At 68.9% G+C, this 13666-nt stretch carries 16 protein-coding genes; 11 read left to right on the top strand and 5 right to left on the bottom strand.

Annotation, left to right across the window (positions count from 1 at the left end; translation table 11 throughout):
* The first annotated feature begins 5 nt into the window (after nt 1–5).
* From cbiT to BV210_RS15235, 11 genes are read left to right on the top strand one after another with little or no spacing between them, the layout of a single operon-like run.
* Nucleotides 6–581: a precorrin-6Y C5,15-methyltransferase (decarboxylating) subunit CbiT gene (cbiT, locus tag BV210_RS15285; RefSeq protein ID WP_077207479.1), complete on the top strand. Its 576-nt coding sequence runs from the start codon at nt 6–8 to the stop codon at nt 579–581.
* Entirely contained in the window at nt 578–1354 is a 777-nt protein-coding gene (locus BV210_RS15280; RefSeq protein WP_077207478.1) for a cobalt-factor II C(20)-methyltransferase, read from the top strand. Before cbiT ends, BV210_RS15280 begins: the two co-directional genes overlap by 4 nt.
* Nucleotides 1347–2237 carry a cobalt-precorrin-4/precorrin-4 C(11)-methyltransferase gene (locus BV210_RS15275; RefSeq protein WP_077207477.1) on the top strand — a complete coding sequence of 297 codons (891 nt, stop codon included), beginning with the start codon at nt 1347–1349 and terminating at the stop codon, nt 2235–2237. The genes BV210_RS15280 and BV210_RS15275 overlap by 8 nt, the downstream gene beginning before the upstream one ends.
* Nucleotides 2237–3247: a cobalt-precorrin 5A hydrolase gene (gene cbiG / locus BV210_RS15270; protein WP_077207476.1), complete on the top strand. Its 1011-nt coding sequence runs from the start codon at nt 2237–2239 to the stop codon at nt 3245–3247. Before BV210_RS15275 ends, cbiG begins: the two co-directional genes overlap by 1 nt.
* Nucleotides 3244–4161 (top strand): precorrin-3B C(17)-methyltransferase, encoded by a 918-nt coding sequence (locus BV210_RS15265; RefSeq protein ID WP_077207475.1) that lies wholly within the window; start codon nt 3244–3246, stop codon nt 4159–4161. Before cbiG ends, BV210_RS15265 begins: the two co-directional genes overlap by 4 nt.
* Before the next feature lie 3 nt (nt 4162–4164).
* Nucleotides 4165–5133, top strand: coding sequence for a precorrin-3B C(17)-methyltransferase (gene cobJ / locus BV210_RS15260; RefSeq protein ID WP_077207474.1), 969 nt, complete (start codon nt 4165–4167; stop codon nt 5131–5133).
* Entirely contained in the window at nt 5133–5396 is a 264-nt protein-coding gene (locus BV210_RS15255) for a ferredoxin (RefSeq protein ID WP_077207473.1), read from the top strand. Before cobJ ends, BV210_RS15255 begins: the two co-directional genes overlap by 1 nt.
* On the top strand, nt 5393–6067 hold the full coding sequence (locus BV210_RS15250) for a cobalamin biosynthesis protein (protein WP_077207472.1): 675 nt from the start codon (nt 5393–5395) through the stop codon (nt 6065–6067). Before BV210_RS15255 ends, BV210_RS15250 begins: the two co-directional genes overlap by 4 nt.
* Nucleotides 6064–7296: a CbiX/SirB N-terminal domain-containing protein gene (locus BV210_RS15245; RefSeq protein ID WP_077207471.1), complete on the top strand. Its 1233-nt coding sequence runs from the start codon at nt 6064–6066 to the stop codon at nt 7294–7296. The genes BV210_RS15250 and BV210_RS15245 overlap by 4 nt, the downstream gene beginning before the upstream one ends.
* 15 nt (nt 7297–7311) lie before the next feature.
* Nucleotides 7312–7683, top strand: coding sequence for a DUF3209 family protein (locus BV210_RS15240; RefSeq protein ID WP_077207470.1), 372 nt, complete (start codon nt 7312–7314; stop codon nt 7681–7683).
* Complete coding sequence (locus BV210_RS15235) at nt 7676–8911, top strand: PQQ-binding-like beta-propeller repeat protein (RefSeq protein ID WP_077207469.1); 1236 nt, start codon at nt 7676–7678, stop codon at nt 8909–8911. Before BV210_RS15240 ends, BV210_RS15235 begins: the two co-directional genes overlap by 8 nt.
* 15 nt (nt 8912–8926) lie before the next feature.
* On the opposite strand, the gene BV210_RS15230 is transcribed toward BV210_RS15235, so the two are convergent.
* The 5 genes from BV210_RS15230 to BV210_RS15210 form a co-directional block, all read right to left on the bottom strand.
* Nucleotides 8927–9190: a hypothetical protein gene (locus BV210_RS15230; RefSeq protein ID WP_084802655.1), complete on the bottom strand. Its 264-nt coding sequence runs from the start codon at nt 9188–9190 to the stop codon at nt 8927–8929.
* Nucleotides 9183–10253: a ribonucleotide-diphosphate reductase subunit beta gene (locus tag BV210_RS15225; RefSeq protein ID WP_077207468.1), complete on the bottom strand. Its 1071-nt coding sequence runs from the start codon at nt 10251–10253 to the stop codon at nt 9183–9185. Before BV210_RS15225 ends, BV210_RS15230 begins: the two co-directional genes overlap by 8 nt.
* 148 nt (nt 10254–10401) lie before the next feature.
* The gene (locus BV210_RS15220) at nt 10402–11217 is read right to left on the bottom strand and encodes a CbtA family protein (protein ID WP_077207467.1); all 816 of its coding nucleotides are present in this window, start codon (nt 11215–11217) and stop codon (nt 10402–10404) included.
* Nucleotides 11217–11402 (bottom strand): CbtB domain-containing protein, encoded by a 186-nt coding sequence (locus BV210_RS15215; protein WP_077207466.1) that lies wholly within the window; start codon nt 11400–11402, stop codon nt 11217–11219. The genes BV210_RS15220 and BV210_RS15215 overlap by 1 nt, the downstream gene beginning before the upstream one ends.
* A 59-nt stretch (nt 11403–11461) precedes the next feature.
* On the bottom strand, nt 11462–13666 hold the full coding sequence (locus tag BV210_RS15210) for a VWA domain-containing protein (RefSeq protein WP_077207465.1): 2205 nt from the start codon (nt 13664–13666) through the stop codon (nt 11462–11464).

The following is a 13666-nucleotide window of genomic DNA, read 5'->3' as shown; positions in this document are numbered from 1 at the left end:
CGGTGATGTCCCGCGTAGCGCTCCCACACGACGCGAAGGCGGGGCCGACCAAACCCGAGGTCCGGGCCGTGTTGCTCTCGAAGCTAGGGCTCACGGACGGGGATCACTTCGTCGAAGTCGGCTCCTGTACCGGTGCGGTCACCATCGAGGCGGCCCGGCAGGCCGGACGCGTCACCGCCGTCGAACGAAAGGAATCGCGACTGGAGACGACCGAGAAGAACCTCGACGCGAACGAGACCAGCGCCGAGGTCGACCTGCGAGCCGCGGAGGCCCCCGAGGGGTTGCCCGAGGACGCCGACGCGCTCTTTCTCGGCGGTTCCCGCAATTACGAGGCAGTTCTCGATCACGCCGTCGAGACCGGTGTCGATCGCGTGATCATGAACGTCTCGCGGCTGGAGGTCGCCGGTGCGGCCACCGAGGCCTTTCGCGAACGTGGCCTGCTGGAAGACGTCGTCCAGTTCCAGGTCAGCCACGGCTACGAACTCGCCGGCGCGACGAGTTTCGACTCGGACAACCCGGTCTACATGCTGATCGGGAGCGCGAGTGGGTCGGAGGTTGCGGCGGACGGAGGGCAGCCATGACCCTCTACGGCGTCGGACTCGGCCCGGGCGAGGCCGACCTCGTGACGGTCAGGGGGAAACGCGTCCTCGACGAGGCCGACGTGGTGTACTCGCCGGGGCGACTGTCTCGCTCGGTCGCGACAGAGCACGTCCCCGCGGAGCGCATCGGCGACCTGGACTTCCCGATGACTCGCGACGAGGAGACACTCCGGCAGGCCTGGAAGGAAGCCGCCGCCGAAATCGCGCCCAGAGCCCGGGAGGGCGACGCCGCCTTCGTCACGCTGGGCGACCCGAACGTCTACTCGACGTTCGGCCACCTCCGTCGCACGCTGGATGCCTTCCACCCCGACGTGGATCTGGAGGTCGTCCCCGGCGTCAGCGCCATGACGGCGTTCGCGACGGCGCTGGGCGTCGAGGTGCCGGCCGGCTCGGGGCTCGCACTCCGGGAGGCCGATGGGGGCCGCTCCCCCACGGGACCGGATCGGATGATCCTCTTCAAAGTGACCGACGCGCCCGCGACCCACGAGGGGCTGGTCGACGCGGACTACGACGTGACCTACGGCCGCCGGCTGTTCATGGAGCAGGGCGAGACGGTCGTGACCGGCGATCCCGACGAGATCGACGAACGCGACTACTACACGCTGGCCTACGCGACCCGGAGCGACGCGGAAGAGGAGCTGGCGACAGCGCAGTTCGAGACGGCAGGCGACGATGACCCCGCCCCCGTCACGGAGGAACGAGCGGAAGGCGTCGCCTGTGGCGACGAACCGCCGGAGGTGCGATCTGATGACTGACCCCGACGCGGAGGGGCCGACCGACCCGCAGGACGCCATCGACGCGACCGCGGGCCGGACCGACCGCGATTCCCGGGTCTACGAACACAGCGCCGGCGACGAGCAGGAGGGGATCCCCTTCATCGGTGCCGGCCCGGGCGACCCGAAACTGCTGACGGTCGCGGGCCGGGAACTGGTCGAGGCCGCCGACCTCGTCGTCCACGCCGGGTCGCTGGTCAACAGCGAACTCCTCGACGAGTACTGCGCGGACGCGGAGACGGTCTCCTCTATCGGCAAGGATCTCGAAGAGCTGATCCCGCTGATGCGGGACGCCTACGAGGCCGGCGAGAACGTGGTCCGACTCCACAGCGGCGACCCGGCCATCTACGGCGCGGCGCTGGAGCAGATGGACGCGCTGGAACACGAGGGCGTCCCGACCTACTTCGTTCCCGGCGTGACCGCCGCGTTCGCCGCGAGCGCAACGCTGCGGACCCAGTTGACCCTCAACGAGGTCTCGAACCACGTCGCGTTCACCCGACCGCAGGGGAAGACGCTGGACGCCGACGAGGATCACATCTCGGAGTTCGTCGAGATGGGCGACGTGACGACCTGTATCTACCTCGGAACCCACGCCGTCGCGGAGACGATGGACCGACTGCTGGACCAGGGCCACGACCCCGAGACGCCCGTCGCGGTCGTCTACCACGCGTCCTGGCCGGACGAGGACGTGATCGAGGGGACGATCGAAACCATCGGCGACCGGGTCGAAGAGGCCGGCTATCGCGCATCGGCACTGGTGATCGTCGGCGAGGCGGTCGCGGGTGACGGTTACGAGCGGTCCTACCTCTACGACGGCTGGGCGTCGCGTGGGAGCGACGACGCGGAAACGGAGGCTGACGACTGATGAGTACGGATACGAACGACACAACGGACGGGAGCACAGACGCGGACGGCGACGGATCGAGCGACGGCGGCGGCCACTGCTCGACCCCCGACAGCGACGGGGAGGTCGCCGAGGAAATCGCAGTAATTTCCTTCGAGCGAAAGTGGGAGACTGCGGAGGAGATCGAAGCGGAGATCGGCGACCGCTACGAGACCATCGACCTGATCGAGTACCACGGCGACGTGTTCGAAGAGTACTGGGGCGAGTACGACTGCTTCGTCGGGCTGATGGCGAGCGGGATCGCGATGCGCAAGACAGCGCCCCTGCTGGACGACAAGTGGGACGACCCCGCAATCGTCGTCGTCGACGAGGAACTGACGTGGGCCATCCCCATAACCGGGGGTCACCACGGCGCGAATCAGGTGGCCGACGACCTCGCGACGATGGGCGCGGTCCCGGCGATGACCACCGCGTCCGAGGCCGCGGACAAACAGGGCGTCGAGAAACAGGCCAAGGCGCTGGACGCCCACGTCGTCAACGGCGATTCGACGGTGGCGACGAACCTCGCCGTACTCGACGACGAACTCGGTCCCGTGGAGCGACTGGACGGACCCAGAGCCGTGATGGTCGACGACGACGTGACGGTGTTGAAGCGCAACGGCGACGACGGCGTCGTGCTTGGCACCGGCAGCGTCTCCGGCGCGAAACCCGAGCAGTTCGAGACCGCCTGGCGGAATGTCCTCGAAGGCACAGAGTACGATCTGGAAGACGTGGACTTCGTCGCGACCGGGACGCGGAAGGACGACGAGGAGGGACTGCTGGAGGCCGCGGCCGACCTCGATCTGGGCGTCGTCGCCTTCGAGAAGGAGACTTTAGAGGGGTTCGAGGGCCCCTCACCCTCGCGTTCGAAGGAGTTGATCGGCTGGCCCGGTATCGCGGAGGCGTCGGCCATCGCGGGCGGCCGCGAGCACGAACTGATCGGCGAGAAGGAGCGCTACGACGAGGCCGTGACGGTGGCGGTGGGACGATGAGCGGGGCCGACGACGCCGGAGCCGACACGACAGCGGCCGACGACTACGGTACGCTCTACGTCGTCGGCATCGGCCCCGGGCTCCCGGGCGGGATGACCCAGCGAGCCAAAGACGTGATCAGCACCGCCGACTGCGTGATCGCCTCGAACCTCTACCAGGAGTTCCTCCGGAAGGACGGAACCCTGCCGCCCGAGAGTGCAGCCGTCGAGGCCGCCGCGGACGGTGGGGTCGCCGCCAGTTCCGACGAAGGAACCGTCCTCGAACGACCGAACGGCGACCGTCAGGAACTGGTCCGCTCGACCATGGGCCGGCAGGTCGAACTCGCACGCGAGGCGTTCGACCGCGTGCGGGCCGGCGAGGACGTGGCTCACGTCTCGGGCGGTGACCCGAACGTCTACGGCAAGTCCGACCTGCTGTTCACGATGGCCGAGGAGGAGGGCGCGACGGACGTGCCCATCGAGATCGTCCCCGGCGTCACGGCGGCACTGGGCGGGGCGGCCAACCTCGGCGCGCCGCTCTCGAACGACTTCTGCACCGTGTCGCTGTCGGACAAGTGGCGCGGGTGGGACGAGATCGAGGAGAAACTGCGGGCGGCCGCGATCTCGGAGTTCGTCATCGTCCTCTACAACTGCTGGCGCGACTACGAACGGGCCATCGATGTCGTCCGCGAACAGCGGGCCGACGACGTGCCGGTCGCCATCATCAACGACGCCGGCCGCGACGACGCCGGCCGCAACGTCGACGGCGAGACGCAGACGATCACCACCCTCGACGAGGTGACCGACCACGACGAGAAGGTCGGCGGGATGGGCTCGTCTATCCTGATCGGCACGACGGAGACGAAGGTATGGGCGAACGACCACCGCGAGTTCCTCGTCACGCCCCGCGGCGGGCGTGACGTGGAGGATTTCTAAACGATGAGTACCGACGACACCACCACCAACGACGCGAGTACAGACACGGAATCGAAGTGCGGCGGAGCGACGACCGGCACCCAAGACAGCACCGAATCCAACTGCGGAGCGTCTTCGTCGTCGAGTTCCTCCAGCGGGTGCGGCGCGAGTTCCGACGAGGAGGAGGAAGTCGGCGCGACGGTCGACGATTTCGACGCCGATCCCGGGCAGTTGATCGCGGTCGGTCTCGGTCCCGGCCAACCGGAAGGGATGACCGACCGGGCCAAGGCCGCGCTGGCCGACGCGGAACACATCGTCGGGTACACGACCTACGTCGAGCTCCTGCCCGACGAGATAACTGAATCCGCGGAGGACATCTACGACACGCCGATGTGCGGCGAGGTCTCCCGGACCGAGGAGGCCATCGACCGGGCGCTGGCCGGCAACGACGTGGCGATCATCGGGAGCGGCGACCCGAACGTCTACGCGCTGGCCGGCCTCGCGCTGGAGATCGTCGAGTCCAAGGGCGCGACCGCCTCGATGCTCGACTTCGACGTGGTGCCCGGCGTCCCCGCCGCGCAGTCCTGCGCAGCACGCGTGGGTGCGCCCCTCGTGAACGACACCGTCTCGATCTCGCTGTCGGACCACCTCACCGACATGCCAACCATCGAGTCGCGGCTCCACGCCGCCGCCAAGGAGGGCTTTACAATCTCGATCTACAACCCCTGGAGCCGCAAGCGCCGGGAGAACTTCGAGAAGTGCTGTGAGATCCTGCTGGAACACCGCGACCCCGACACGCCCGTCGGCGTGGTCCACGCCGCTGGCCGAAAGGACGAGGAAGTCGAGATCGTCGACCTCGAGGAGCTCCCGGAACTGGGCGAGACGGACCTGATCGACATGACGACCACGATCCTCGTGGGCAACGACGAGACCTACGTCTGGGACGACCGGATGGTGACCCCGCGGGGCTACGAGACCAAGTACGACTACTGATGAGCTACACCATCACGCTCGATCGGGCGGCCTGCGACGGGATCTTCGCCTGTCTCGTCAGGGACGACCGATTTACCGAGCGGGAGGACGGACTGGCCGGCATCGAGGAGACGGCCGACAGTGCCGAGCGCGACCGGAGAACCCAGGGCGACACGGTGACCGTCACCTTCGACGACGATCGCCGGGAGAACGCCGAACAGGCCGCCGCGGCGTGTCCGGTCGACGCGATCCAGGTCGCCGCAACCGACGGAGGGGACCCATGAGCGTCGAGACCGGTGTGCCGTCGGACCTGCTGGCGAGTCACCCGGAGACGGCGTACTTCTGGGGCCGCGTCGTCGGCGACGGCGACCTCGGCGAGGACTGCGTGACGGTCAGGACCAACGACGAGACGGCGGCCCGGCGGCTCGCGTCCATCGCGGGAGCCGAGCAGGTCGACCGGCGCATCCGCGAACGCGAGTACGCCCACGACACGTCGATCACCCGCGCCGAGGAGGAGTTCACGGTGCAGGTGTTCGGCGATCTCCCGTCTCGCGCCGCTGCGGCCTTCGGCCTCCCGCGGGACGGCCAGCCGGGCGGCTACCGGTTCGACACCTTCGGCGACCACGACCGACAGCTCCTCCGGGGGCTGCTCGAAGGCTGTGGCACGATCTGTTTCAAGAGTTCGGCGGAGACGGTCGGTCTCTCGTTCGTCGCCGACGACCGGCGACTGCTGGAGACGATTCGGGGACTCCTCGACGGTCTGCCTGTCGACGCCCCCAGTGACGAGATCGCCGAGACCTCCTCGGGCGGCTACTGGTTCGGGATCGAGGACGAGAGTGTCCCGACTGTCGGCCCGTGGCTCTACGAAGGCAGCGAGGAGACGGGTCTGTTCGCGCCGTCGCGGCGGCGGAAGCTCCAGCGGAGCCTCGATCAGGCGGAGGGCGTCGACCCGTGAGTCGGAGCACCGCAGGCGGCGACGCCGCGGGCGCGTTCGACGACGAGGCGGTCCTGCTCGTCGGCCACGGCTCCCGGCGCGAGAAGTCCAACGAGCAGGTCCGGGAGCTGGCGGCCGCCCTCGAAGACCGGCTGGGCGTGCCCGTCGACGCGGGCTTTCTCGAACTCGCGGAGCCGGCGATCCCGGAGGCCATCGCCGGCCTCGCGGCGACGGTCTCTGAGGTGACCGTGGTCCCGCTCTCGCTGTTCGCCGCGAGTCACGTCAAAAACGACGTGCCGCTGGCCGTCCAGCAGGCCCGGGCGGCACACGACGGGCTGACCGTGAACAACGGCGCGCACCTCGGAATTCACCCCGCAATCGTCGACCTGCTGGACGACCGGGCGGCCGCGATCGAGACCGACCTCGGGGTGGACCGGACCGAGGACGACGTGGTCGCCGTGGTCTGTGCGCGGGGGTCGAGCGATCCCGATGCCAACGGCGACGTGCACAAGCTCGCCCGCCTCCTCGACGAGGGGCGGGCGTTCTCGCGCGTCGAGGCCTCGTTCATCGGCGTGACCGAACCCCTCCTCTCGGAGAGCCTGCACGGAATCGCCAAGCGCCGCCCCGACGCCGTGGTCGTGATCCCGTACATGCTGGGCGACGGCGTCCTGACCCAGCGGATCCGCGATCACACCGACGAGTTCGACGAGGAGTACCCCTACGTCGACGCGGCGGCGGGCGACCCGCTGGGCACGGACTCGCGGTTGCTCGACGTGCTGGGCGACCGCTGGCAGGAGGCCCGTAGCGGGAGCGTCGAGATGTCCTGTGACACCTGCAAGTACAAGGTCGAACTCGACGGGTACGAGGAAGACGTGGGCGGCGCGCGGGCCATGTTGCGAGCCCTGACCCACCAGGAGACCCACGCCGACCGCGAGGACGTGGCCGACGACCCGCACGTCCACGACGCCCCCGAGAAGCACGTCGCGGTCTGTACGAACCAGACCTGCGCCGCCGACGGCGCGCCCGCCGTGCTGGAGACTCTCCGGCAGACCGTCCGGGACTCCGAGGAGTGTGACGCCCGCGTCACCCGCTCGTCCTGCCTCGGCCGCTGTGGCGAGGGGCCGATGGTCGCCGTCTACCCCGACGGCGTCTGGTACGGCGGCGTGGCCGACGAGGACGCCGACCGCATCGTCTCGTCCCACCTCGACCGGGACCGCATCGTCTCCGACCTCGTCGATCAGACGCTGTGATCGACACGATACACTATGAGCTGTGACGAACTCGAAGCCCTCAGATTGGGCGTCATGACGGCACTCGGCATCGGCGACGAAAGTACGCGCGAACACGCACGGACAGAACTCGAAGGGAGTCTTGACGGCCCCATCGAGGCCCTGGCGAACGCCGAAACCTTACCGGAGATCGAACGTCACCTCGACGCCGCCCTCGTGGACCTCGAAGAGGAGGTCGCGCAGATGGACTCCGACGATCCGGAATACGATTACACACGCGGACGGCTGGTTGCCGTCCGGGACGCCGAGCGGGCGATCCACCGGCTGACCGAACAGGCCGAGAGCGTCCTCGACGGGTTCGGGGAGGCTCACCACCATCTCCACGAGGCGTTCCCCGTCGATGAGTAGTTTCGGCCGCCGAACCGCGCCGCTGGGCGAGGTCGACCCGGCCGGCTCCCGCCACCTCGGTCGACGGTCGGCCGTCGCGCTCACCGACGACGCAGTGCTGGTCGGGACGGCCGACGGCGACCTCCGGGCGTTCGACCGCGACCTGACGCCGCGGTGGACCGCGGCCGGGGACGGACCCGGCGAGACCAGCGACGGGAGCGTCGTGGCCATCGATACCCTCGAAGGCACAGCCGTCGTCGGCGAGCGCGGTGCTGCTGGCGCGGTGCGGTGTCACGACCCGAAAAGCGGCGATCTTCGGTGGCGCTACGAGACCGCCGCCGACGTGGGTGAACCGCAGGACGAGACCCGGTTCCTGTTACCGTTCGTCGCGGACGTGGTTGCGGGCGAGAGCCGGTTCTACGTCGCGGCGCGCCGATACGAACGCGGCGACGAGGGCCGAGAGTTCCGCAGCGTCGTCTACGCCTTCGATCCCGGCGGAGCCGTCGACTGGCGCTACCGGACGGACGCCTCGCCGATCAGCCTCGCAGTCCGGGACGACCGCGTGGCGGTGGCGTACAACCGCTGTCCCGGCGACCACCAGTGCGGGCTGGTCGTGCTGGACCGAGCGGACGGGACCGAACGGATGACCTGGGATCCCGGAACCGACGGCGGGCGGCGCGTGGGGGACGTGTCCCTCCTCGCCGACGGGATCGCCGTCGCGAGCCACGGGGACTACTGCGGCTATCTGCTGGAGGAGGACGGGAGCCACCGCTGGTGCGTTCCGCTGGCGACGCCCGATACGGTCGACGGCGAACGCGTCTACGCCTACCCGAACCACGTCCACGCCACCGACTCCGGGGCCGTCTTCGTGACCGGCAACACCTACCCCGAGGAAGGCCGCGAGACCGACGCACGCCACCCGAACGAACACACCGCGATCGGCGTCGGCCCCGATGGGGAACGTACGTGGCGCGCCGAGGTCGGCGGGTTCGCGTCCGGGATCGGAACCTCCGGCGACCGTATCGCCGTACCGAGCGCACAGCACTTCCGGGACCGTGAGGCCGACGGCCACGGGCTTCGGGTGTTCGACGTGGCCGACGGAGCGGTGTCCACGAAGGCCGCAGACGGCGTGGTGACGGCTGCGGCGCTGGACGAGGAATCGGTCGTCGCCGTCGAGGAACCGGTCGCGTACCACGACGAAAGCGAGGAGCGTGGGGCCTATCGCGTGCTGCGAGTCGAACGAGAGTGAGCGGGGCGGATCGTCTCAGATCCGGTTGTTCAATTTGTACAGTTCCAGCGCCTCCAGCCGTGGATCCGAGGAGGCCGTGGCGTTCGCACCGACGGACGTGCCGGCGACGCCCTCGTTGGTCGCGCTCCCGGTACCCGAATCCAGGATGTAGGCGACTTCCTCCTCGATTTCCGCGACTGGTTCGCCGAGTTCCTCGCTCGCTTCCTCCAGCGCTCGTTCAATCTCTTCGTCGGAGGCGGTGAACTCCCCACCGCCCGCGATGTCGGTCAGGTCAGTCATCCGCGACACCTCCGGTGACGACGGTCGCCTCGCCGAGGTCGAGTTTCTTCGCGTAGGTCTCGGCGTGGTGTTCGATCCGGGCGTCGTAGTCGGTCTCGTCGGCCTCGTTCGCGGCACGCTGGGCCACCTTCGAGAAGGTGTTCGGGGCGTAGGCCTCCAGATCCAGCGTCTCCTCGAACTGGGCGTGCCACAGCTCCATCCCGCGCTGGATGAGGCCGTCGAAGTCCGCGCCGAGCGGATCGTCCATCGCCGCCGAGACGAAGTAAGCCGTGTCGATGACGTGGGGGAGACACTCCAGCGACTCCTCCCAGATGGCCTCGTCGACGCCCTGGTACTCCGGGATCCCCTCTCGTTCCTTCTCTAGCAGTTCCGAGAGTAGTTCCAGCCCGTGGGTCACGTGGCGGCCCTCGTCCGTACTGACGAACTGGAACCCCTTGTTGAGCAGCGGGAGCGGGGCTTCGGCCATCATGTTGTTCTTGAGGAAGTAGCCGCCGCGGGCGGCGATGCCCTCGACCATCATGTGGTAGGTCGTCGCGGCGCGGGCTATCTCGACGGGATCGCCGTTGTTGGCCGCCAGCGCCATGTGTGCCCCCTGTCGCTCGCCGAGTTTGGACATGCCACAGGCCGACGTGCGGGGAAGCGGTTGCCCACCACGCCGGATGTCGAGGTGGGTGTCCGGGAACACGTCGCTCATGACGGTGTTGATGTACATGTCGAAAAACTGCGTGTGTTTGGCCTCCGTCATGGCGAACACCGTCGCGTACATCTCCTTCTCGATGGAGTCGTCGAGATACGGCGACGCCATCTGCTCGATGATCCGTCGGCCGTCCTCGGCGACTGCGTGTTCCAGATCGACGAACGCCGCGATCAGCCGCGCCCACTGCTCTTTCTCCTCGGGCGCAAGCGAGTTCCACACCGCCAGATCCTCCTCGACCCCCACGGTCTCGACGAGTTTCGAAACGTCCCACGTCCCGAGTTCGATCCCCTTCTGGTAGAGTTCGTACCACTGGCTGTCGGTGTCCACGCGACCCGTCTCCACCGCGTCCATGTCGTGCATCGACATACCAGTGGGCACGGGAACTGTTCGCGTAGGCATTCCCCCGGAAAATGTGGGTCGATTAACACGGTCGTTCCGGGAACGAACATGTTAGGCCCTGATAGATCCGTTTCGCCGACTACGAGTCCGTTCCGAAGTCGATGGGGCGGGCGAATCAGTCCGAGGTAGGTCGAGGATCGGACGGAATCCCATCGACCGGGCCAGTGGTGGTGGTGTCGGAATCTCCGTCCGCGAGCCACGCGTGGGTGCCGGCCAGCAGTCCCCAGACCATCAACTGACCGAACAGGACCTGTGCGCGGAAGGCGGCGACGAACGCGGCCGGGAGCGACTGCGTGGTCGCGTTCGTCGGCAGAGCGATCGCGAGACCCACGAGTAATGCGAACGGGACCGCGGCTCCGGCCAGCGCACGGGCGCGTCCGTCATCACGGAGCCGGTTGTAGGTGTATCCGGCGAGCAGACACGCCGTGAGACCGGCCAGCATCATGCCCGCGTAGATGGGGAGCCGAGCGTCCACGGACAGTGCCTGCTCGACCCCTGGCGGCTGGGGCGGCAGGACGAGCCACGGCGCACCCGAGACGGTGACGAAGCCCACGGCAGCCGCGACGGCACTCTTGGTCGCCCCGGTCCCGGGAATCGCCGGTTCGAGGAAGTAGAAGGCGAGCCCGAAGGCCACGACACCGAGTAGCAGGCCCCAGAACACGCCCCCGACGACGCTGATCAGGGGCGCGGGGACGACATCGAGAACACCCGACGCGTCCCCGCCGTGACTGTGCCCGCCTTCGCCGGCGTGGTGCCCGCCGGAACCGCCGTCCGCGTGGCCGCCGTCGGCGTGGCTGTGGCCGCCGCCCTCGCCGGCCAGTCCCTCCGCGGCGGCGATCATCGGGTTCGCCAGGAGGGCGACGAACAGTCCTAGTGCCACGCCGGCGACAAGCCCGGCCTTCAGCCCCCGCACCAGATACGATTCGAGCATCAGTGGCAGGTGATACCGGCCGCGTGCCGGGCGTTGTGAAGCGAGTCGTGGACCAGCGGCTCCTGGACGAACAGGAGCGTGAAGCCAAGAATCGCCAGTAGTGCGAGTCCGAGCGCGACCCGTGGCGTCGTCAGCGCCGGCCGCGCCGATTCGATACGTCCGTGAACGGTGTTCGCTGTCGCCATTGTAAACTACAGTTGTAGAACAGCAAGCTTAGTTGTAAAACTTTCGAGTGCGCCAACTCTCAGTTGCGGCCAACGGCGTCAGCCACGCGGTCGGCCGAGAGCGCCGAGAGTGGAACCCGGGTCGCGTCGAGGGTCTCACAGACGAGATCGGTCACCCCGGCGCGGGCTCCATCGCCGGCGTCGACGACGACGGTCTCGGCGTCGGTGGCTGCAAGTTCACGGGCGGCCGTACGGGTTTCGGCGGTCGGACTCCCGTCGGCGACGTTGGCCCGTCCATCGGTGACCAGCACGACCACCGCCGCCTCCGGGTCGGCACGGTCCAGGACCGTGCGCGCCGTCCGCAGGCCGTCCGGCAGCGGCGTCCGGTCGCCCGTCGGGAGGTCCTTGAGGTGGCGAGCGGCGCGGGTGACGCTGTCGGTCGGCGGGAGGACCACCTCGGCGCCGTCCCCGGCGACGGCGACGAACCCGACTTCGTCGCGCTGCTGGTAGGCGTCCTCCAGCAGTTTCAGTACCGTGCCCTTCGCCGTCCGCATCGCGCCCCGCATCGAGGCGCTCGCGTCGACGACGAACAGCACGAGTGCACCCGTCTCGCCCGCTCTGACGGACTGTCTGAGGTCGCGCGACTCGACCGCCGACCCGCCCCGCCGGGCCGCCGCCCGGACCGAGGCCGCCGCGTCGACGCTGTCGCTCGCGTCGGCCCGCGTCGTCCGCACCCGCGATCCCTCGGCGTCCGGACTCGGCGTCGACCGAGCACGCGAGCCACGCCCGGAATCACCGCCCGCATTGTCGATCGCTTCGGGCGTCGAGAGCTCCGGTGCCTCCGCATCCCCGACATCCGCCCGGCGCTGTCCGGGAAGCAACGGCGTCGCGGGGTCTGTCGCCTCGTTCGCATCGTCGTCACCCTCCGGATCTGCGTCGTCACTCTCGCCCGTTCCGTCCGCATCTCCGCCGCTCTCGGGCATCGCGTTGCTTCGGCCCGTCCCACCGTCAGCGGTCGGCGATGGTCGGGAATCCGACTCGCCGCTTCCGTCCCGTCCGTCGTCTCTCCCGTCGCCGCCCCCGTCCGCAGTGCCGTCCGTCGATCCCTCTCCGCCGGACCCGGACTCAGCTCCGTCGTCACCTGTCCCCGCCTCCGGTGTCCGTTCGTCGTCCGCATCGTCGGGTTCGCCCTGTCCGTCGTCGGCGTCGCCGGTTCCGTCGCCGTCGTCGGGACTGTCGGCTTCGTCGCCGTCAGCCTCATCGAAGTGGTCGTCGAGTACGTCCTCCGGATCCGGCGCATCTTCGAAGGGGCGCGACTGGAGCCGGTGGGGCAATGCCAGTTCGGCGGCCCGCCGCACGTCCGACGCGATCACTCGCGCGCGGCCGTCGAGTGCCGCGAACGCGCGGGCGGCCCGTGCCATCGCGATATCCCCGCGGTGGCCGTCGACGCCAGCATCCCGGCACAACTCGGCGATCTCGGCCGCGAACTCGTCCGGGAGCGTCACGTCCGGAAGGGTCGCGCGGGCACGCCGGAGTCGCGCCGCGGGATCGTCATCAGCCGCCATACCCTCGTGCTCCCCGAGGGCCTGCCGGATGATCGCCACGCGGTCGTCGATCTCGCGACAGCCCGTCACCGTTGCCTGAAGGGCGAACCGATCCCGTAGCTGGGGGCGCAGATCGCCCTCCTCGGGGTTCATCGTCCCGATCAGCGTGAACTCCGCTGGGTGGACGACGCTCACGCCGTCGCGCTCGACGCGGTTGACACCGCTCGCGGCTGCGTCGAGCAACACGTCGACGAGGTGATCGTCCAGCAGATTCACCTCGTCGACGTAGAGGATGCCGCGGTTGGCCCGCGCCAGCAGTCCGGGCTCGAACTCACTCTCGCCGTCGAGGGCATCTTCCACCGAGAGCGTCCCGACGACCCGATCACGGGTCGCCCCGAGCGGGAGCGTCACGAGCGGGACCGACCGCTCCTCGACTGGCGGGTCGTCGCGCTCCCGGCAGTCCGAGCACTGCCGGTCGGGGTCCTCGGGCGGGCAGCCGTACGGACAGTCGGCGACCGCACGCTGGTCGGGGAGGAGATCGGCCAGCGCGCGGACGGCCGTCGACTTGGCCGTCCCCTTCTCGCCGGAGACGAGTAACCCGTCGAGGTCGGCGTTCGCCGCGGTCGCGAGTAAAGCCCGCTTGAACTCCGTTTGCCCGACGATTTCGCCGAAGCCCGGCCGGCTACCTCCACTCTCCGCCCGGCCCTGCGAAGCTTTTTTGCCGTGGGCGTAATCAACCAT

Source organism: Halorientalis sp. IM1011, from assembly GCF_001989615.1.
GTDB lineage: Archaea > Halobacteriota > Halobacteria > Halobacteriales > Haloarculaceae > Halorientalis.
The sequence above is the reverse complement of the archived record's forward strand: the minus strand, read 5'-3'. Positions and strand labels throughout refer to the sequence as shown.

Bases quoted from the DNA above. Each gene is read 5' to 3' on its own strand.
- BV210_RS15210 (WP_077207465.1), bottom strand. From the start codon at position 13,666: ATGGTTGATTACGCCCACGGCAAAAAAGCTTCGCAGGGCCGGGCGGAG.
- BV210_RS15265 (WP_077207475.1), top strand. From the start codon at position 3,244: ATGAGCGGGGCCGACGACGCCGGAGCCGACACGACAGCGGCCGACGAC.
- BV210_RS15240 (WP_077207470.1), top strand. From the start codon at position 7,312: ATGAGCTGTGACGAACTCGAAGCCCTCAGATTGGGCGTCATGACGGCA.
- cobJ (WP_077207474.1), top strand. From the start codon at position 4,165: ATGAGTACCGACGACACCACCACCAACGACGCGAGTACAGACACGGAA.
- BV210_RS15275 (WP_077207477.1), top strand. From the start codon at position 1,347: ATGACTGACCCCGACGCGGAGGGGCCGACCGACCCGCAGGACGCCATC.
- BV210_RS15215 (WP_077207466.1), bottom strand. From the start codon at position 11,402: ATGGCGACAGCGAACACCGTTCACGGACGTATCGAATCGGCGCGGCCG.
- cbiG (WP_077207476.1), top strand. From the start codon at position 2,237: ATGAGTACGGATACGAACGACACAACGGACGGGAGCACAGACGCGGAC.
- BV210_RS15250 (WP_077207472.1), top strand. From the start codon at position 5,393: ATGAGCGTCGAGACCGGTGTGCCGTCGGACCTGCTGGCGAGTCACCCG.
- BV210_RS15225 (WP_077207468.1), bottom strand. From the start codon at position 10,253: ATGTCGATGCACGACATGGACGCGGTGGAGACGGGTCGCGTGGACACC.
- cbiT (WP_077207479.1), top strand. From the start codon at position 6: ATGTCCCGCGTAGCGCTCCCACACGACGCGAAGGCGGGGCCGACCAAA.
- BV210_RS15220 (WP_077207467.1), bottom strand. From the start codon at position 11,217: ATGCTCGAATCGTATCTGGTGCGGGGGCTGAAGGCCGGGCTTGTCGCC.
- BV210_RS15230 (WP_084802655.1), bottom strand. From the start codon at position 9,190: ATGACTGACCTGACCGACATCGCGGGCGGTGGGGAGTTCACCGCCTCC.
- BV210_RS15280 (WP_077207478.1), top strand. From the start codon at position 578: ATGACCCTCTACGGCGTCGGACTCGGCCCGGGCGAGGCCGACCTCGTG.
- BV210_RS15255 (WP_077207473.1), top strand. From the start codon at position 5,133: ATGAGCTACACCATCACGCTCGATCGGGCGGCCTGCGACGGGATCTTC.
- BV210_RS15235 (WP_077207469.1), top strand. From the start codon at position 7,676: ATGAGTAGTTTCGGCCGCCGAACCGCGCCGCTGGGCGAGGTCGACCCG.